The organism is Buttiauxella agrestis, from assembly GCF_900446255.1.
Classification (GTDB): Bacteria; Pseudomonadota; Gammaproteobacteria; order Enterobacterales; family Enterobacteriaceae; genus Buttiauxella; species Buttiauxella agrestis.
The window spans coordinates 742,180-760,319 of sequence record NZ_UIGI01000001.1 but is presented as its reverse complement, the minus strand read 5'-3'; the positions used below and the strand labels follow the sequence as shown (position 1 = coordinate 760,319).

The window sequence follows — 18,140 nt, the reverse complement described above, 5'->3', positions numbered from 1 at the left end:
CACTGTTCCCGCTTTTGGATATTAAAAACCATGCGTATACCCCGCATTCATCACCCTGAACTCCTCTCCGTCGGCCAGGACGTAGCACTTTGCGAAGATGCTGCCAACCACGTAGGCCGCGTCCTGCGCATGAGTGCTGGTCACGCGTTGCAATTATTCGATGGCAGTAATCAGGTTTTTGAAGCTGAAATCGTGCAGGCAGATAAAAAAAGTGTGCGGGTGAAAGTCCTGAGCGCAAGCCTTGATAACCGTGAATCCCCTCTGCACTTACATCTTGGCCAGGTGATGTCGCGCGGCGAGAAGATGGAGTTCACCATTCAGAAAGCGGTGGAACTCGGTGTGAATGTGATTACACCTTTGTTTTCTGAACGCTGTGGCGTAAAACTGGATGCCGAGCGCCTGAATAAGAAGCTCGGACAATGGCAGAAAATTGCCATTGCGGCCTGCGAACAATGTGGCCGTAATAGCGTGCCAGAAGTTCGCCCGGCTATGGATTTGGAAAAGTGGTGTACAGAAGAAGATGACAGCCTGAAGCTGAATCTGCATCCTCGAGCCAGCGCCAGCATCAACACGTTGCCACAACCTGTAGAGCGCGTGCGCCTGTTGATTGGCCCGGAAGGCGGTTTAACGGCTGATGAAATTGCCATGACCGCACGTCATCAGTTTACTGATATTCTGTTGGGACCTCGCGTTCTGCGTACTGAGACTACCGCGCTCACCGCCATTACCGCGCTGCAAGTGCGCTTTGGCGATCTGGGCTAAAACGGAGAAAAACAATGATTAAGCTCGGCATCGTGATGGACCCCATCGCAAACATTAACATCAAGAAAGACTCAAGTTTTGCCATGTTGCTGGAAGCCCAGCGCCGTGGTTACGAACTGCATTACATGGAAATGGCCGATCTGTATTTGATCAACGGTGAAGCACACGCACGCACCCGCCTGGTCACGGTCGAGCAGAACTACGACAAATGGTACGAATTTGGCAGCGAGCAAGACATCCAGCTTGCCGATCTCGACGTCGTGTTGATGCGTAAAGATCCTCCATTTGATACCGAATTTATTTACGCGACCTATATTCTTGAACGCGCCGAAGAACAAGGCACGTTGATCGTTAATAAGCCGCAGAGCCTGCGCGATTGTAACGAAAAACTGTTCACTGCCTGGTTTGCAGATTTAACTCCGGAAACGTTGGTCACGCGCAACAAAGCACAGCTTAAAGCGTTCTGGCAAAAGCACGGCGATATCATCCTCAAGCCGTTAGATGGCATGGGTGGCGCTTCAATTTTCCGTGTTAAAGAAGGCGACCCTAACATTGGCGTTATCGCGGAAACGCTGACTGAACTGGGCAACCGCTACTGCATGGCGCAGAACTATCTGCCTGCGATTGTCGATGGTGACAAGCGCGTTCTGGTGGTGGATGGCGAACCGGTTCCGTATTGCCTGGCGCGTATCCCACAAGGTGGCGAAACACGCGGTAATCTTGCCGCCGGAGGTCGCGGCGAACCGCGTCCGTTAACCGAAAGCGACTGGGAAATTGCCCGCCGCGTGGGGCCAACGCTAAAAGCTAAAGGGCTGATTTTCGTTGGCCTTGATATCATTGGCGATCGCCTGACTGAGATTAACGTCACCAGCCCAACGTGCATTCGTGAAATCGAAGCCGAATTCCCGGTTTCTATTACTGGCATGTTGTTCGATGCAATCGAGACACGTCTGGCAAAATAGTCCTGTGAGCGGGCTTAGCCCGCTCAGTAGTGATAAACTGACTGCTCGCTTTTTCAACCGGAACCAGAACCTCTGACAATGAATTTACAGCATCACTTTCTAATTGCCATGCCGGCGCTCCAGGACCCATTGTTTAAGCGTGCTGTCGTTTATATTTGCGAATACAACGAAGACGGCGCGATGGGAATAATCATTAATAAACCCCTCGAAAACCTCCAGGTTGATGGCGTTCTGGAAAAGCTGAAAATCGCACCAGAACCGCGAGACCCAGCCATTCGCCTTGATAAGCCCGTTTTTATTGGCGGCCCTTTGGCGGAAGACCGTGGTTTCATTTTACATTCGCCGCCAGACTGTTTTGCTTCCAGTATCCGTATCTCTGATGAAACCGTGATCACCACTTCTCGCGATGTACTCGAAACCATCGGTACAGCGCAGCAACCCGCAGATGTCATTGTCGCGCTCGGTTACTCATCATGGGAAAAAGGGCAACTCGAACAAGAAATCCTGGATAACGACTGGCTGACAGCCCCCGCAGACGCATCCATTTTGTTCCATACGCCAATTTCGGAGCGTTGGCGCGAAGCGGCTAAATTAATCGGCATTGATATTCACAATATGCCAAGTGAAGCAGGACATGCTTAATGAGTAGCGGAACTTTATTAGCCTTTGATTTCGGGACTAAAAGCATCGGTGTTGCGGTGGGCCAGCGTATTACCCGCACCGCACGCCCACTCACAGCCATCAAAGCCCAGGACGGCACGCCGGACTGGAACGTAATCGAAAAAATCCTTAAAGAGTGGCAGCCGGATGAAGTCATTGTTGGCCTGCCGCTGAATATGGATGGCACCGAACAACCGCTCACCGCCCGCGCCCGGAAGTTTGCAAACCGTCTGCATGGCCGTTTTGGCGTCAAGGTCGCTTTGCAAGATGAACGCCTGAGCACCGTTGAAGCACGCGCCGGGTTGTTCGAACACGGTGGTTTCCGCGCGCTGAACAAAGGCAGCATTGACTCAGCCTCAGCGGTAATCATTCTTGAAAGCTGGTTTGACTACAATCCTTGATTTGTTTTGCTGACTGGCATATCTGATGCTTCAGCGATCAGCTCATGCCGCGCCGCAACCGCCAGAAAATGGCTGCGATCCCGGTAGCCTGATGATGGCTGTTTTACGCGGTTATCAATACGCATAAGTAACGTATCCGGCAGCGTAATGTTGATCCTCTGTTGTTTTCCTTCCAGAGCAGACAAATCCACATCCACCAGCAACCACTGATTACAGTACACATATTCTGGATTTGCGGCATAAACAAATGGCCCGGCATCTTTAAGCTGGGTGATATCGACTCCACGCTTGACCATTTCATCCGCAATTAACAATATGGCTTCTTTGACCATACCCGCGATTTCATCCTGGTTATCTGCCGCTGACACACAGCCGAAATCATCATTGCATAACGCCGGTACAACCAGACCGAACGCATCGTTCTCGTTTGCAGGCATCTCCACGCCAACTGAAAAAAACATAGGTAATCTCCATGAATTGGGAATCAAATTCCCGCGTTAATTCATCGCTTTCTCCTGACAAGGAAACGATACACACCAATACACACGGAAGCAATAATTTTAACCATCACTTTTCTTCCCCGTCAGCAATACGACCGTCTACACGTAGCATTGCCTCGCTGTGCGCGAAACTGCGCATCCCATGCTGCTGCCCAGTTTGTATCTGGCCGGGTAATTGATGCGTTTTCCCTTCGCGGATAAGACTCGCCACGGCAGGTGTATTCACCAACAGCTCATACACTGCAACCCTTCCCCCACGGCTATCGGGCAATAATTTTTGTGCCAGCACCGCTTTTAAACTGCCCGCCAACTGGCTGCGTACCATGCTTTTTTCTTCAGCAGGAAAGACATCCACCAGCCGTTCTATGGCCTGGGCAGCACCTCGGGTGTGGAGTGTTGCCAAAACTAAATGCCCTGTTTCGGCAGCTGTCAGCGCAAGACGTATGGTTTCGCTGTCACGCAATTCTCCCAGTAAAATGACATCAGGATCTTCACGCAATGCCGCGCGCAAACCCGCTGCAAACGAATGACAATGCAACCCTGGTTCGCGCTGTTGAATCAAACAACGTTGTGAGTGATGGATAAATTCAATGGGATCTTCAAGGGTGAGAATATGTCCGTCTTTCTGATGGTTGAGAAAATCTACCATGGCCGCAAGCGTGGTCGATTTCCCGCTCCCCGTTGCTCCCGTCACCAGAATCAGGCCATCGGCAGAATCGAGCAATTCAGGAATTAATGGCGGAACATTTAGCGCTTCCAGTTTTGGGGTTTGCGAAACCAGCAATCTTAAGGCAAGTGAATAACCCTGAAGCTGGCGAAAAGCATTAGCACGCAGCCGTGTGCCGTCTTTTAACGACACGGAAAAGTCCAGTTGCCCGGCGTCTTCAAGCTGTTCTCTTTGCGCGGGTGTGAGCCAAATATCCAACAACGTTTGCGGATCGGGTGCAATTTCTGGCAACGGTTCGAGCTGCCCCTGCCTGCGCCGGCGAGCAGGAAGCTGCGCACACAGGTGTAGATCAGAGACATTATGCTTTACACTAAGGGCCACAATTTCTTCGATATCCATATCACTTTCCAACCTATGAACGAGATAGCGCACAATCTGGCACAGGTTCAGAACAAAATCTTCGCGGCAACTGAACGCTGCGGCCGTGCTTCAGAAGAAGTGACTTTGCTTGCAGTCAGCAAGACTAAGCCTGCGAGCGCCATCGCAGATGCGGTTGCTGCAGGGCAGCGAATTTTTGGTGAAAACTACGTGCAGGAAGGCGTGGATAAAATTCGTTACTTTGCCGATAACAGTGAAGCCACACTGGAATGGCACTTTATTGGCCCATTGCAGTCGAACAAAAGCCGTCTGGTTGCAGAACATTTTGACTGGTGCCACACCGTCGACCGTTTACGCATTGCAACCCGTTTAAGCGAGCAGCGTCCTGCCGAATTGCCGCCGCTTAACGTACTGATTCAAATCAATATCAGTGATGAACAAAGCAAGTCTGGTATTGCGCTCAGTGAGCTTGATGCGCTGGCAGCAGAAGTTGCTGCGCTGCCGGGTTTGGTGTTACGAGGTTTAATGGCAATTCCTGCCCCTGAACCTGATTACGAGCATCAGTTAGCGGTTTGCCAGAAAATGGCTGACGCTTTCGCATCGCTCAAAAGCCGTTTTGCAACGGTTGATACATTGTCCCTGGGCATGACCGATGACATGGACGCCGCGATTGCCGCAGGCAGCACCATGGTGCGCATTGGAACCGCTATTTTCGGCGCGCGGGATTATTCCGCTCGTTAATCACAAAATAATAATTGAGGAACGCCATGCTGACGTTGACTTTCCTGGTCAAAACGCTGATTGAACTGTATGTAATGGTGCTGCTAATTCGCATCTGGATGCAGTGGTCACGTTGTGATTTCTACAACCCTTTTGCACAATTTATCGTCAAGATTACCCAGCCGATTGTGGGACCGCTGCGCCGTGTCATTCCGTCGATGGGGCCGATTGATACCTCGTCATTGCTGGTGGCGTTTATTCTCACCACCATGAAGTATCCGATTCTGCTGCTGATTCAGGTGGGCGCGCTGTCGCTTGATCCAATGAACCTGTTGGTTGGCCTGCTATCATTGCTGAAATCCGCCGGTACGCTGGTGTTCTGGGTCATTATTATTCGCTCGCTGATGAGCTGGATTAGCCAGGGCCGTAGCCCGATTGAATACGTGTTGATGCAACTGACCGAGCCAATGATGGCGCCGATTCGCCGCGTGCTCCCCGCGATGGGCGGTATCGACTTCTCAGCGATGGTCGTCATTTTGATTCTCTATGCGCTGAACTACCTCGGCATGGATTTGTTCCCGGGGCTTTGGTATTTGCTGTGAGTGCAGTGAGTCAAACTGAAGATGGGCTGGTTTTACGGCTATATATTCAGCCTAAAGCCAGCCGCGATAGCATTATCGGGCTGCATGGCGACGAGCTAAAAGTCGCCATCACCGCCCCACCAATAGACGGCAAAGCCAACGCCCATCTGGTAAAGTATCTGGCTAAACAGTTCAAAGTCGCCAAGAGTCAGGTGCTGCTTGAGAAAGGCGAGCTGGGCCGCCATAAGCAAATTAAAATTATTAACCCGCAACACATCCCGACGGAAGTCGCGGCATTGCTTGATTAATTACCTAATTTCACAGGATTTTCTCACTATGCAAAAAGTTGTCCTCGCGACCGGTAACGCCGGTAAAGTGCGTGAACTCGCCGATTTACTCGGTAATTTTGGTCTGGATGTGGTGGCTCAAACGGAATTAGGCGTGGAATCAGCCGAAGAAACCGGGCTGACATTTATCGAGAACGCCATTCTGAAAGCTCGCCACGCGGCACAGATTACGGGCCTGCCCGCGATTGCTGATGATTCCGGTCTGGCGGTTGACGTGCTGGGCGGCGCGCCTGGTATTTATTCAGCACGTTACGCAGGCCTCGAAGCATCCGATCAGCAAAACCTGGAAAAGCTACTGGCGGCACTGAAGGATGTGCCAGATGAGCAACGTAAAGCGCGATTCCATTGCGTGCTGGTGTATATGCGCCACGCGGAAGATCCAACGCCACTCGTGTGCCACGGCAGCTGGGAAGGCCAGATTACCCGCGAAGCCGCAGGCCAGGGTGGCTTTGGCTACGACCCTATTTTCTTTGTCCCGAGTGAAGGCAAAACTGCCGCTGAACTGACTCGCGACGAAAAACGCGCCATTTCCCACCGTGGGCAAGCGCTAAAACTGTTACTGGAAGCAATGAAAAATGGCTAATTTGCCACCTCTGAGTCTTTATATTCACATCCCGTGGTGCGTGCAGAAGTGCCCCTACTGTGACTTCAATTCCCACGCACTCAAAGGTGACGTGCCGCATGACGAGTACGTCGCTCACCTGTTGCGTGACCTGGATAACGACGTGCCGCTGGCACAAGGACGTGAAATAAAGACCATCTTTATTGGTGGCGGTACGCCGAGCCTGCTGTCAGGCGAGGCGATGCAGACGTTGCTGGACGGGGTGCGTGCGCGCTTGCCGCTGGCGGCCGATGCGGAAATTACCATGGAAGCAAATCCCGGAACGGTAGAAGCAGACCGCTTCGTGAGCTATCAACGTGCGGGTGTGAACCGTATTTCTATCGGCGTGCAGAGTTTTAGCGAACCGAAGCTCAAGCGTCTGGGCCGTATCCATGATTCAGGCGAAGCGAAGCGTGCAGCTAACCTGGCGAGTGGATTAGGACTGCGCAGCTTTAATCTGGACTTGATGCACGGCCTGCCGGATCAATCGTTGGAAGAAGCTCTGGACGATTTACGCCAGGCGATTGAACTGAACCCGCCGCATCTCTCGTGGTATCAGCTGACGATTGAGCCGAATACCTTGTTCAGCTCCCGCCCGCCAAAACTGCCGGACGACGACGCGCTGTGGGATATCTTCGAGCAGGGCGACAAACTTCTGACCGCTGCGGGCTACCAGCAATATGAAACCTCGGCCTACGCGAAACCGGGTTATCAATGCCAGCACAACCTGAACTACTGGCGCTTTGGCGATTACCTTGGCATTGGCTGTGGCGCACATGGCAAAGTGACGTTTGAAGACGGACGCATTATGCGTACCGCGAAAACTCGCCACCCTCGCGGTTATATGGAAGGCAAATACCTCGACAACCAGCACGATGTCGAACAAGCCGATAAGCCGTTCGAGTTCTTTATGAACCGTTTCCGTTTATTGGAAGCCGCACCGCGCAATGAATTCAGTCTGTATACCGGGCTTGATGAATCTGTGATTCGTGCACAGCTAGACGAAGCGATTGCGAAGGATTATTTGGTTGAGACAGAAGATTTTTGGCAGATTACCGAGCACGGTAAGCTGTTTTTGAATTCGCTGTTAGAGATTTTTCTGGCCGAATGATTATCTGGCGGATGATTCTACGATTATCCGCCATTATTTCAGCTTAAATGTTCTTCACCCGACTGGTCAGAATCAACGCGAACACCGACAGCCCGGCAATTAACCAATATACCGAATAGTGCCCAAAACTTTCCGCCAGCGCGCCTTGTAAAACCCCTGCCAGAATCACGCCCGTCGAAATACTGTTGGTGAAAAGCGTGGTCGCCGAACCCGGTCTGCCAGGCATTAAATCCTGGAACCACAGCATTCCGATACCCGCGACAATCCCGATAAACACCGCGTTAAATAGCTGAAGCAGCAGCAAAGCAGTACGGCTATGGAACAGAATCAGCCCGACGTAAAACAGCACGCCAGCCGAGACAGCAATCACCATCATGCGACGTTTACCGAAGCGCTTCACGTAATAACCCGCCAGGATCATCGCCGGGATTTCCAGCCCTGCGGCGGTGCCCATCAAAAGCCCAGCCAACGATTCGGGCAGCCCTAAATCACTGCTGACCCACAACGGCATGTCGATGATATACATGGTGTTGCAGGTCCACATCAGCATCGAAGCGATAAACAACAGACGGACGTTTTTGTCTTTCCAGCCGCTGACCTGGGTAAGCGCCACATCTGCCGGTTGCTCAATCCTTGCGACCGAAGGAAGTGCGAAGAAAATTAGCGCCAGCGAGATAACAAAAATTCCCGCAGCGATAAGAAACATAGTGGTAAAGCCGTAATTTAACGCGAGCATAAACGACAGCGGCGGGCCAATAACCCAGGCGAGCGAGAGCTGCGCACGCATTATCGAGCTGAACATCACCACTTCACGTGCTGAGTTATCGGCATATTCACGAGCAAGGGCAAATATTTGCGGCATCGCGGTGTTGGCAATCGACGCGAACATGACGCCAACGGTGATTAACGTCAGGTAATGACGGTTAAAAGCAAAAAGCACACAGTTTGCTACGGCCATCACGCAACAAACCATAATCAGTTTGCGACGATCGCCCTGGTTATCTGAACGCTTCGCCAGCGCCAGGCTGACGAGTATCCCGGCTATCGCATTGACGGTATAAAACAGGCCGACCCAGAATGGGCGCACCTCGACTTCGCGACTTAAAAACAGGCTAAGAGTGGGCGCCTGGAGTGCTCCCGCAATCCCCATCATGAAAGCCACAATCATAAATGCGGCATAAACCGGATTGAGGCGGCGTCCTTTGGTCAGAAACCAAATCATGCAGAAATTCCTTTTGTTCGAGCGCTCACTGGGTGTGCAAAACGTAAACTATACCTTAATGACGGGTATAAAAAAGCCAGCAGTAACAATCTGCTGGCCAGGTGAACATCACCAATTCTCAGTCACACATGTCTCAACGAGTCAGTACTTCACGGTCACGGAAGTTGTCACCTCCCACTGCATTAAGTCCTCAAGCATCCTTAGACGTTGCGATGCTGTCAGGCGAGCCAGCCATCCAGCAGAAACACTTTGGGTTGCGGTAAAATACTGTTGATAAAACTTAACCACTGGCGACCGTTTCATATGTACCTCCTCGCTTTCAACGTTGATGATTATTGGCGTAATATGAGGAAAGTTAAATTGATGAGTTTCTGACAGGAGTTCCTCTTTTATGAGTTCGAGTCGTCTGCAACAACAATTCATCCGCCTGTGGCAATATTTCGAAGGTAAACCGCAGGATACAACGTTGAATGACCTGGCCTCGCTGCTGAATTGCTCCCGCCGCCATATGCGCACGCTACTCAGTGCGATGCAGGAAAAGGGCTGGCTGAGCTGGAAAGCGGAAGTCGGACGCGGCAAACGTTCGCAGCTCGAATTTCTCTACACGGGCCTCGCACTCCAGCAACAGCGGGCAGAGGATCTTCTCGAGCAGGACAGAATTGATCAACTGGTGCAGATCGTTGGGGATAAAGCCGCAGTGCGCCAGATGCTGATCTCCCACCTCGGACGCAGCTTCCGGCAGGGGCGACATATTCTGCGCGTTCTTTACTATCGTCCGCTGCTAAACCTGTTACCAGGCTCGGCTTTACGCCGTTCAGAAACGCATATTGCCCGGCAAATTTTCAGCGGCTTAATCCGCATAAATGAGGAAAATGGGGAACTGGAAGCGGATATAGCTCACCACTGGCAGCAAATATCCCCATTACACTGGCGTTTTTATTTGCGTCCAGGCATTCATTTCCACCATGGCCGCGAGCTGGATATGCTCGATGTCATGACCTCTTTGCAACGGATTAATGCGCTACCGCTCTATTCTCACATCACCCAGATTAGCTCCCCAACCGCCTGGACACTGGATATTACGCTCTCACAGCCGGATAACTGGCTGCCGTGGTTGCTTGGCAGTGTCAATGCGATGATTCTGCCGCGTGAGTGGCAAACGCTGGACAACTTTTCCCGCCAGCCAGTCGGCTCCGGCCCCTATTCCGTCGTGCGTAACAACACCAACCAACTAAAGATCCAGGCCTATGATGATTACTTTGGCTATCGCGCATTAATAGACGAAGTGAATTTCTGGGTGCTGCCGGAAATTGGTGAAGACGTCAGTTGTGCGGTGCAATTATCGGGAATGCCTGACAGCGAGAAAGCGGTTGAAAGTCGCCTGGAAGAAGGCTGTTACTACATTTTATTTGATAGACGCTCGCAATCCGGCAGCCATGAACAAGTGCGTCGCTGGTTGAGCCATGTGCTGGCACCTATTCACCTGCTTTATAGCGCGGGCGAACAAAACCAGCAGTATTGGTTCCCGGCATACGGCTTATTGCCACGCTGGCACCATACCCGACCGCAGCCGGTAGTCGAAAAACCCGCAGGGCTTGAGTCCGTAACACTGACGTTCTATCGCGACCACGTTGAGCACCGGGTTATCAGTAAAGTGATGGAACAATTGCTGGCACGCGTAGGCGTAAAACTGGTGGTGCAAGAAGTCAGTTATGAAGAGTGGCATCAGGGCGATGCCGAAAGCGATATCTGGCTTAACAGCGCCAACTTCACCCTGCCGCTAGAATTTTCACTCTTTTCGCATCTCTATGAGGTGCCGCTCATTCAAAAATGTATTGCGATTGACTGGGAATCCGATACCCGTAAATGGCACAACGGCGAGCTTTCACTGCCGGAGTGGTGCCAGAAGCGCGTTGAGAATAATGACATTTTGCCGTTAATTCACCACTGGCTGCGCATCGAGGGACAACGCAGCATGCGCGGCGTGAGGATGAACACGCTCGGCTGGTTTGACTTTAAATCGGCCTGGTTTGCGCCGCCGGAACCTTAATACTTTCGATTCATTCACAGAATCATTACAATGCTCGCGTTCTCAACGGGGTGCTAAGACGAAAGTCTGGCTGAGATAATACCCGTCGAACCTGATCCGGATAATGCCGGCGAAGGGATTTGAGGCTCTATTCTCAAATATCCTTTGCCACCCCTAATTCCAAGAGGTGCAAAGTGTTCAAAAAATTCCTGCCGTTACTGGCACTCATCGCCGCCCCGGTTTTTGCCAAACCCCTGCTGACTGTTTACACCTACGACTCCTTTGCCGCCGACTGGGGTCCAGGCCCTGCGGTGAAAAAAGCCTTTGAAGCTGACTGCAATTGCGAGCTGAAATTCGTCGCACTGGAAGACGGCGTCTCTTTGCTAAATCGCCTGCGCATGGAAGGGAAAAACACCAAGGCTGATGTGGTGCTGGGCCTGGATAACAATTTGCTGGAAGCGGCTGCGCAGACCAAACTGTTTGCCACCAGCAATGTTGATAGCAGCAAACTGAAAATCCCTGGCGGCTGGAACAACGACACGTTCGTGCCTTTCGACTACGGCTATTTCGCTTTCGTCTACGATAAAAACAAACTGAAAAACCCGCCAAAAAGCCTGAAAGAACTGGTCGAAAGCGACCAAAAATGGAAAGTGATTTACCAGGATCCGCGCACCAGCACGCCGGGTTTAGGCCTGCTGTTATGGATGCAAAAAGTTTACGGCGACAAAACGCCTGAAGCCTGGGCGAAACTGGCGAAGAAAACCGTCACCGTCACCAAAGGCTGGTCTGAAGCATACGGCCTGTTCCTGAAAGGCGAAGGTGATTTGGTGATGAGCTACACCACGTCACCGGCGTATCACATTATCGAAGAGAAAAAAGATAACTACGCAGCGGCAAATTTCAGCGAAGGGCATTATTTGCAGGTCGAAGTCGCTGGCCGTCTGGCTTCCAGCAAGCAGCCTGAACTGGCTGAGAAATTCATGAAATTTATCACCTCGCCAGGTTTCCAGAACACCATCCCAACCGGCAACTGGATGTACCCGGTAACGGACGTGAAATTGCCAGAAGGTTTTAACGGCCTGGTGAAACCGCAGACCACGCTGGAATTTAGCCCGCAAGACGTCTCTTCCCATCGCGCCAGCTGGATTAGTGAATGGCAACGCGCCGTCAGCCGCTGATCCCCGGCTGGCTGATTCCAGGGCTATGCGCCGCTACTCTCGTGGTAGCCGTAGCCCTGGCGGCTTTTCTGGCGCTGTGGTTTAACGCGCCGCAAACCGATATCCGTGCTCTGGTGCAGGATAGCTATTTGTGGCACGTACTGCGTTTCTCGTTCTGGCAAGCATTCCTCTCCGCTGCCCTTTCGGTATTTCCGGCGATTTTCCTCGCCCGCGCACTTTACCGCCGCCGTTTTCCGGGGCGGCTCGCGCTGTTACGCCTGTGCGCCATGACGCTGGTTTTGCCAGTGTTAGTGGCCGTGTTCGGGATTCTGACGGTTTACGGCCGCGAAGGTTGGCTGGCCTCATTGTGCGCCTGGCTGGGCATTGAATGGGTTTTCTCGCCATATGGCCTTAAGGGCATTTTATTAGCTCACGTCTTTTTTAACCTGCCGATGGCGACGCGTTTGCTGCTTCAGGCGCTGGAAAATATCCCCAGCGAACAGCGCCAGGTCGCCGCACAGCTGGGAATGCAGGGCTGGAATTTCTTCCGCTTTGTGGAATGGCCGTGGTTACGCCGCCAGATTCTTCCTGCCGCCGCACTCATTTTCATGCTTTGCTTCGCCAGTTTTGCCACCGTGCTTTCACTGGGCGGCGGGCCGCAGGCGACCACTATCGAACTGGCCATCTTCCAGGCGCTGAGTTACGACTACGATCCAGCCCGTGCGGCGTTGCTCGCATTAGTACAAATGATTTGCTGCCTGGGTCTGGTGCTGATGAGCCAACGCCTTAGCAAAGCGATTCCGGTGGGTATCAGCCAGATGCAAGGCTGGCGCGACCCGCAGGATAACCTGCGCCGCAGACTGTGTGACGGGCTGCTTATCGTACTCGCACTGCTGTTGTTATTACCGCCGCTGATAGCGGTCATCATTGATGGCATCAATAGCGGCCTGGGTTCTGTGCTGTCACAACCGATTCTATGGCAGGCATTATTCACCTCATTACGAATCGCCGTGGGCGCAGGGTTAATCTGTGTGGTGATAACAGTGATGCTGCTGTGGAGTTCGCGTGAATTGCGCCTGCGCAACCGCGCATTTGCCGGGCAGGCGCTGGAACTGAGCGGCATGTTGATTTTAGCCATGCCGGGCATTGTGCTGGCAACCGGCTTTTTCCTGTTGCTCAATAACAGCGTGGGTTTGCCGCAAACCGCTGACGGCATCGTAATTTTTACCAATGCGCTGATGGCCATTCCCTATGCGTTGAAAGTGCTGGAAAACCCGATGCTGGATGTCGCGGAACGCTACGGCAAATTGTGCCAGTCACTCAATATCAGTGGCTTAAATCGCCTACGCTACATCGAGTTACGGGCGCTCAAACGCCCACTGGCACAGGCGCTAGCATTTGCCTGCGTGCTCTCGATTGGTGATTTTGGCGTCGTGGCGCTATTTGGTAATGAAGATTTCCGCACGCTACCGTTCTATCTCTATCAACAAATTGGTTCATATCGTAGCCAGGATGGCGCCGTTACCGCGCTGATCCTGCTGATACTGTGCTTTGCTTTATTCACATTGATTGAAAAACTTCCGGGACGCCATGCTAACGCTAACTGATGTAACCTGGCTCTATCACCATTTACCGATGCGTTTTTCGATGCAAATTAATGCCGGAGAACGCGTGGCGGTGCTGGGGCCAAGCGGCGCGGGGAAAAGTACGCTGCTGAGTTTGATTGCCGGTTTTCTGACACCTGCCAGCGGGCAGATTAGGCTCAACAATGAAGATCATTCGCATAGCGCACCTGCGCAGCGCCCGGTGTCGATGCTGTTCCAGGAGAACAATCTTTTTAGCCATCTGACGGTGCGTCAGAACATAGGGCTTGGGATAAATCCCGGCCTGAAGCTGAATCCTGAACAGCAGCAGCGTCTGGCGACCATTGCCAGTCAAATGGCGATTAGTGATTTGCTCGACCGTTTGCCTTCACAGCTTTCTGGCGGCCAGCGCCAGCGTGTCGCCCTCGCCCGCTGTCTGGTGCGCGAGCAACCTATTTTGCTGCTCGATGAACCTTTCTCAGCACTCGATCCGGCGCTGCGCCAGGAGATGCTGCAATTGCTTGATGACCTGTGCCGCCAGCAGCAACTGACGCTGTTGATGGTGTCACACAGTGTTGAAGATGCGGCACGCATTGCCGAAAGAAGTCTGGTGGTGGTCGATGGCCGTATCGCCTGGGATGGCGACACGGCAACCTTATTGAGCGGGGAAGCCAGCGCATCGGCGCTGCTGGGTATTAGTGGTGGCCAGTAAGCACTTTCCACAAAATTTCGCGGTAAATCGGCATTAACGGGTGCATTTGAATCACCACAAAACTGCCTATCGCCAGCACCGCCATGGTGGGGGCTAGCCAATGCAAACGCGCCCGAGGCAAATATTGCGTTAAACGGTCGGCACTTGCTTTACCGCTACGCCACCAGCGCCAGCACAACCAGCCCGCCAGCCAAAGGCCCAGCGCGACCAGCAGTAACAGCCATTTAAAGCTGCCGCTCTGCATATCCGCAGGAATATCAATGGCGGCTCCCGCCAGAATTCCGGGCAAGAAGTAGATGGGCGGCCAGAAAATGCAGCCGATGATGTTAGGGACAATAAATTTAGAAACAGGGAGATCCAACATGCCTGCGACCATCGGTACCAGCGGGCGTGTCGGGCCAACAAAACGGCCAACCAGGATGGTAAACATGCTGTGCTGATGCAGCGCGTGCTCGGTTTTATCCAGCAGCGCTTTGTTTTTTTTCATAAACGACCAGCGGTGCAATGGCCCTTTGAAGCGTCCCCCAAGCCAGAACGAAATCCAGTCGCCCAACAAGCAACCGACTATCCCCGCAGCCCAGGCGTGATAAAAACCGACCTGCCCGCCGCCAATCAGCGCACCCAGCCCCGCCATCATTACCGTGCCAGGCAGGATAAGCCCCACCAGCGCCAGAGATTCCAGAAAGGCCACCAGCATCACCGCAAAAAGCGAATACGCCACTGACTGAGTTATAAAGTGTTCCAGCAAAGCTTCCATAAAGCGTCCGTCGAGAAACGAGTGGGCGATTCTCCTGAGTGATGAGATAACCGTCAAGCCATCATTTGTATGTATAAATTATAGTGATCATTCACACCCTGCACGAAACTCACTCGGGCTGGCACCCGTGCACTTCTTGAAAACTCGCGAAAAATAGAGCTGGTCTTCAAACCCGACATTGCGCCCGACGCTGGCAATCGGCATACGCGTGGTACTCAGCAATAGTTTGGCCTGGAGAATACGTTGGTCTTCACGCCAGCTTAAAACGCTGACGCCAAGCTGCTGGCGGAACAAATGCGACAGGCGAGAAGGCGATAAACAGACATGCTGCGCGACACTGGCGATATCAAACTGGTTATCAGCCAGATGGTCGCTGATGTACTGGCACGCGTCACGAACGCGGTTATCAAGCGGGGGATTGAGCGAGGCGCTTAATACTTCCATGCGCCGCAGTAATAATTGTTCTAACAGATTGATAGCCAATAATTCCGCGTAACGCCCTTCTGCCTGCCCGGCCTCAATAATCTGCCCAAAGAGCTGAGAAAAGTTTTGCTGGTGAGCGTCATCCGGGCGGAAAAACCCCGTATGGGCAAAGATAGGCTCCCAGTTCAGCCACTCCTGCCAGTAAGCGCGCGGGCGGAAGTAAACCCACTGGTGATACCACTCTTTGCTGGCAGGTTCGCGGCCATAGTGGTGCACTTCACCCGGAGGGAACAACAGAATATCGCCTGGGCGGCAAATATAGTTCTTCCCCTGATTATTGATAACCCCTTCTCCGCGCACCGTTAAATTGAGGATGTAGCCTTTCATGCCCAGCGGTCTGTCGATGAAAAAATCCAGTGGCCCTTCAGCTTCAATTGGCGTTAATCCGGCCACCAGGTGGGCGTTAAATGAGTACCCCGGTAACAGGGGATCGTTTTGCATCTCAGGCATCATCAAGCTCGCTATTTAATTGGTCGGCAGGAACAATTTGTCCATATCCATGCTATTCACTGGCGGCGTCATACTGCACAAACAACAAACCGTCCTGATTTCATCATAAAGCCGCAATTTACCTGCACCTATGCTTTTCATTCGTCAATCACAAGGTTTTGTGACGATAACCGAAGTGTTTATAAAAGTAGCAGAAATGTCCACATCGATTATTTGCGGGGCGTCACACTTCTCAAAGGCACAGCAAATTTCTCCATAACTACAGCGAATACGACCTGACGGTTTTCCGGCATAAAAACTAATGTCATTTCCATAGATAACCAGGTCAGGGAGTAAAAAAATGTCGATTGCGCTGGGCCTCGATTTTGGCAGTGATTCCGTGCGCGCCTTAGCCGTTGATTGCGAAAACGGTGCGGAGCTCGCCACGAGCGTGGAATGGTATCCGCGCTGGCAAGAAGGCCAATATTGTGACGCCCCAAACAACCAGTTCCGCCATCATCCGCAGGATTACATTGAGTCCATGGAACGTGCGGTAAAAACCGTTCTTGCTGAGTTGACGGCTGAACAACGCGCCCGCGTGTGCGGCATTGGCGTCGACAGCACCGGCTCCACTCCCGCCCCGATAGATGCCCAAGGGAATGTGCTGGCGCTGACGCCAGAATTCGCGGACAACCCGAACGCCATGTTTGTGTTGTGGAAAGATCACACTGCCGTAGAAGAAGCCGAAGCGATTACCCGCCTGTGCCATCAGCCCGGGAAAAGTGACTATTCCCGTTACATCGGCGGTATTTATTCCAGCGAATGGTTCTGGGCAAAAATCCTGCACGTCACCCGCGCTGACCCACAAGTGGCACAAGCCGCCGTATCGTGGATTGAACTGTGCGACTGGGTTCCGGCACTGCTTTCCGGCACCACTCGCCCGCAAGATATTCGCCGTGGCCGCTGTAGCGCCGGACATAAATCCCTGTGGCATGAAAGCTGGGGCGGCCTGCCTCCGGCGAGTTTCTTTGATGAATTAGATCCGGTGATTAACCAGAATCTGGCTTATCCGATGTTTACCGAAACCTGGACTGCGGATATCCCGGTCGGCAACCTTTCCGCCGAATGGTCTGAGCGCCTTGGTCTGCCGCAGAGCGTGGTGATTTCCGGTGGCGCATTTGATTGCCATATGGGTGCGGTCGGCGCGGGCGCTCAGCCGAACACCCTGGTGAAAGTCATCGGCACTTCTACTTGCGACATTTTGATTGCCGACAAACTCACAGTTGGCGACCGCGCCGTAAAAGGCATTTGCGGGCAAGTCGATGGCAGCGTGGTTCCGGACTTTATCGGCCTCGAAGCCGGACAATCGGCGTTTGGTGATATCTACGCCTGGTTTGGCCGAGTGCTCGGCTGGCCGCTGGAACAACTGGCGCAACAGCATCCTGAACTACGCGAGCAAATCAATGCCAGCAAAAAACAACTGCTGCCTGCGTTAACGGAAGCCTGGGCGAAAAACCCTTCTCTGGAACATCTCCCGGTCGTCCTCGATTGGTTTAACGGCCGCCGTACGCCGAATGCCAATCAGCGCCTGAAAGGTGTGATCACCGATTTAAACCTGGCAACAGACGCACCTGCGCTGTTTGGCGGGCTGATTGCCGCCACCGCCTTTGGTGCCCGAGCGATTATGGAATGCTTCACCGAACAAGGGATTCCCGTCACTCACGTGATGGCGTTGGGCGGTATTGCCCGTAAATCCCCCGTGATCATGCAGGTGTGCGCTGACGTACTGAATCGCCCGCTACAGATTGTCGCCTCTGACCAGTGCTGCGCATTAGGTGCTGCGATCTTTGCCGCCGTGGCTGCGGGCAAACACGCAGATATTTCCCGCGCCCAGCTCGCTATGGCCAGCCAAATCGAAAACACCCTGCAACCGATTCCTCAACGCGCAGAGCGCTTTGAACAACTTTACCGCCGCTATCAGCAATGGGCCGTTAGCGCGGAACAACATTATCTCCCTTCAGCCCCTGCTGCGACGCCTCATGCAGCCCCGGCCACTGTGACCCTTTAAGGACATAACG

General features: G+C 52.8%; 20 protein-coding genes and 1 riboswitch. Of the genes, 14 read left to right on the top strand and 6 right to left on the bottom strand.

The window, feature by feature from the left end; all coding sequences use genetic code 11:
• Nucleotides 1-30: 30 nt before the first annotated feature.
• The 4 genes from rsmE (at nucleotide 31) to ruvX (ending at nucleotide 2,785) form a co-directional block, all read left to right on the top strand.
• Nucleotides 31-762 carry a 16S rRNA (uracil(1498)-N(3))-methyltransferase gene (gene rsmE, locus DY231_RS03735; protein WP_115627329.1) on the top strand — a complete coding sequence of 244 codons (732 nt, stop codon included), beginning with the start codon at nucleotides 31-33 and terminating at the stop codon, nucleotides 760-762.
• Nucleotides 763-776: 14 nt separating this feature from the next.
• Nucleotides 777-1,724: a glutathione synthase gene (gshB, locus tag DY231_RS03730; RefSeq protein ID WP_115627328.1), complete on the top strand. Its 948-nt coding sequence runs from the start codon at nucleotides 777-779 to the stop codon at nucleotides 1,722-1,724.
• 78 nt (nucleotides 1,725-1,802) lie between these two features.
• The gene (locus DY231_RS03725; RefSeq protein WP_034498384.1) at nucleotides 1,803-2,366 is read left to right on the top strand and encodes a YqgE/AlgH family protein; all 564 of its coding nucleotides are present in this window, start codon (nucleotides 1,803-1,805) and stop codon (nucleotides 2,364-2,366) included.
• Complete coding sequence (gene ruvX / locus DY231_RS03720) at nucleotides 2,366-2,785, top strand: Holliday junction resolvase RuvX (protein ID WP_034498386.1); 420 nt, start codon at nucleotides 2,366-2,368, stop codon at nucleotides 2,783-2,785. Before DY231_RS03725 ends, ruvX begins: the two co-directional genes overlap by 1 nt.
• On the opposite strand, the gene DY231_RS03715 is transcribed toward ruvX, so the two are convergent.
• Entirely contained in the window at nucleotides 2,773-3,246 is a 474-nt protein-coding gene (locus tag DY231_RS03715; RefSeq protein WP_115627327.1) for a type II toxin-antitoxin system HicB family antitoxin, read from the bottom strand. The two genes, ruvX and DY231_RS03715, sit on opposite strands and share 13 nt — an antisense overlap.
• 106 nt (nucleotides 3,247-3,352) lie before the next feature.
• Nucleotides 3,353-4,351, bottom strand: a complete 999-nt coding sequence (locus tag DY231_RS03710) for a type IV pilus twitching motility protein PilT (protein ID WP_115627326.1) — start codon at nucleotides 4,349-4,351, stop codon at nucleotides 3,353-3,355.
• A gap of 15 nt (nucleotides 4,352-4,366) precedes the next feature.
• Here DY231_RS03710 and DY231_RS03705 point away from each other — a divergent pair, with 15 nt between their 5' ends.
• Genes DY231_RS03705 through hemW form a run of 5 tightly spaced genes read left to right on the top strand, consistent with a single transcriptional unit; the run spans nucleotide 4,367 to nucleotide 7,690 of the window.
• Nucleotides 4,367-5,071 carry a YggS family pyridoxal phosphate-dependent enzyme gene (locus tag DY231_RS03705; RefSeq protein ID WP_115631756.1) on the top strand — a complete coding sequence of 235 codons (705 nt, stop codon included), beginning with the start codon at nucleotides 4,367-4,369 and terminating at the stop codon, nucleotides 5,069-5,071.
• A gap of 26 nt (nucleotides 5,072-5,097) precedes the next feature.
• Complete coding sequence (locus DY231_RS03700; RefSeq protein WP_115627325.1) at nucleotides 5,098-5,652, top strand: YggT family protein; 555 nt, start codon at nucleotides 5,098-5,100, stop codon at nucleotides 5,650-5,652.
• Nucleotides 5,649-5,939, top strand: a complete 291-nt coding sequence (yggU, locus tag DY231_RS03695; RefSeq protein WP_034498396.1) for a DUF167 family protein YggU — start codon at nucleotides 5,649-5,651, stop codon at nucleotides 5,937-5,939. The genes DY231_RS03700 and yggU overlap by 4 nt, the downstream gene beginning before the upstream one ends.
• A 28-nt stretch (nucleotides 5,940-5,967) precedes the next feature.
• Nucleotides 5,968-6,561 (top strand): XTP/dITP diphosphatase, encoded by a 594-nt coding sequence (locus DY231_RS03690; RefSeq protein WP_115627324.1) that lies wholly within the window; start codon nucleotides 5,968-5,970, stop codon nucleotides 6,559-6,561.
• Nucleotides 6,554-7,690 (top strand): radical SAM family heme chaperone HemW, encoded by a 1,137-nt coding sequence (hemW, locus tag DY231_RS03685; RefSeq protein ID WP_115627323.1) that lies wholly within the window; start codon nucleotides 6,554-6,556, stop codon nucleotides 7,688-7,690. Before DY231_RS03690 ends, hemW begins: the two co-directional genes overlap by 8 nt.
• Before the next feature lie 43 nt (nucleotides 7,691-7,733).
• Here the strand turns inward: hemW and DY231_RS03680 are convergent, their stop codons facing one another.
• The gene (locus DY231_RS03680; protein ID WP_115627322.1) at nucleotides 7,734-8,912 is read right to left on the bottom strand and encodes a sugar efflux transporter; all 1,179 of its coding nucleotides are present in this window, start codon (nucleotides 8,910-8,912) and stop codon (nucleotides 7,734-7,736) included.
• A gap of 141 nt (nucleotides 8,913-9,053) precedes the next feature.
• Entirely contained in the window at nucleotides 9,054-9,215 is a 162-nt protein-coding gene (gene sgrT, locus DY231_RS03675) for a glucose uptake inhibitor SgrT (RefSeq protein WP_072011208.1), read from the bottom strand.
• 88 nt (nucleotides 9,216-9,303) lie between these two features.
• Here sgrT and sgrR point away from each other — a divergent pair, with 88 nt between their 5' ends.
• From sgrR to thiQ, 4 genes are all read left to right on the top strand, one after another.
• Nucleotides 9,304-10,962, top strand: coding sequence for an HTH-type transcriptional regulator SgrR (sgrR, locus tag DY231_RS03670; protein WP_115627321.1), 1,659 nt, complete (start codon nucleotides 9,304-9,306; stop codon nucleotides 10,960-10,962).
• 36 nt (nucleotides 10,963-10,998) lie between these two features.
• Nucleotides 10,999-11,098, top strand: a riboswitch (TPP riboswitch).
• 37 nt (nucleotides 11,099-11,135) lie between these two features.
• Nucleotides 11,136-12,119 carry a thiamine ABC transporter substrate binding subunit gene (gene thiB / locus DY231_RS03665; RefSeq protein ID WP_034498407.1) on the top strand — a complete coding sequence of 328 codons (984 nt, stop codon included), beginning with the start codon at nucleotides 11,136-11,138 and terminating at the stop codon, nucleotides 12,117-12,119.
• Complete coding sequence (gene thiP, locus DY231_RS03660; protein ID WP_115627320.1) at nucleotides 12,095-13,705, top strand: thiamine/thiamine pyrophosphate ABC transporter permease ThiP; 1,611 nt, start codon at nucleotides 12,095-12,097, stop codon at nucleotides 13,703-13,705. Before thiB ends, thiP begins: the two co-directional genes overlap by 25 nt.
• On the top strand, nucleotides 13,689-14,393 hold the full coding sequence (thiQ, locus tag DY231_RS03655) for a thiamine ABC transporter ATP-binding protein ThiQ (protein ID WP_115627319.1): 705 nt from the start codon (nucleotides 13,689-13,691) through the stop codon (nucleotides 14,391-14,393). The genes thiP and thiQ overlap by 17 nt, the downstream gene beginning before the upstream one ends.
• On the opposite strand, the gene DY231_RS03650 is transcribed toward thiQ, so the two are convergent.
• On the bottom strand, nucleotides 14,377-15,150 hold the full coding sequence (locus tag DY231_RS03650) for a DedA family protein (RefSeq protein WP_115627318.1): 774 nt from the start codon (nucleotides 15,148-15,150) through the stop codon (nucleotides 14,377-14,379). The two genes, thiQ and DY231_RS03650, sit on opposite strands and share 17 nt — an antisense overlap.
• An 87-nt stretch (nucleotides 15,151-15,237) precedes the next feature.
• Nucleotides 15,238-16,083, bottom strand: coding sequence for an arabinose operon transcriptional regulator AraC (gene araC / locus DY231_RS03645; protein ID WP_034498434.1), 846 nt, complete (start codon nucleotides 16,081-16,083; stop codon nucleotides 15,238-15,240).
• A gap of 340 nt (nucleotides 16,084-16,423) precedes the next feature.
• Here araC and araB point away from each other — a divergent pair, with 340 nt between their 5' ends.
• Nucleotides 16,424-18,130 (top strand): ribulokinase, encoded by a 1,707-nt coding sequence (gene araB / locus DY231_RS03635; protein WP_115627316.1) that lies wholly within the window; start codon nucleotides 16,424-16,426, stop codon nucleotides 18,128-18,130.
• The last annotated feature ends 10 nt before the right edge of the window (nucleotides 18,131-18,140 follow it).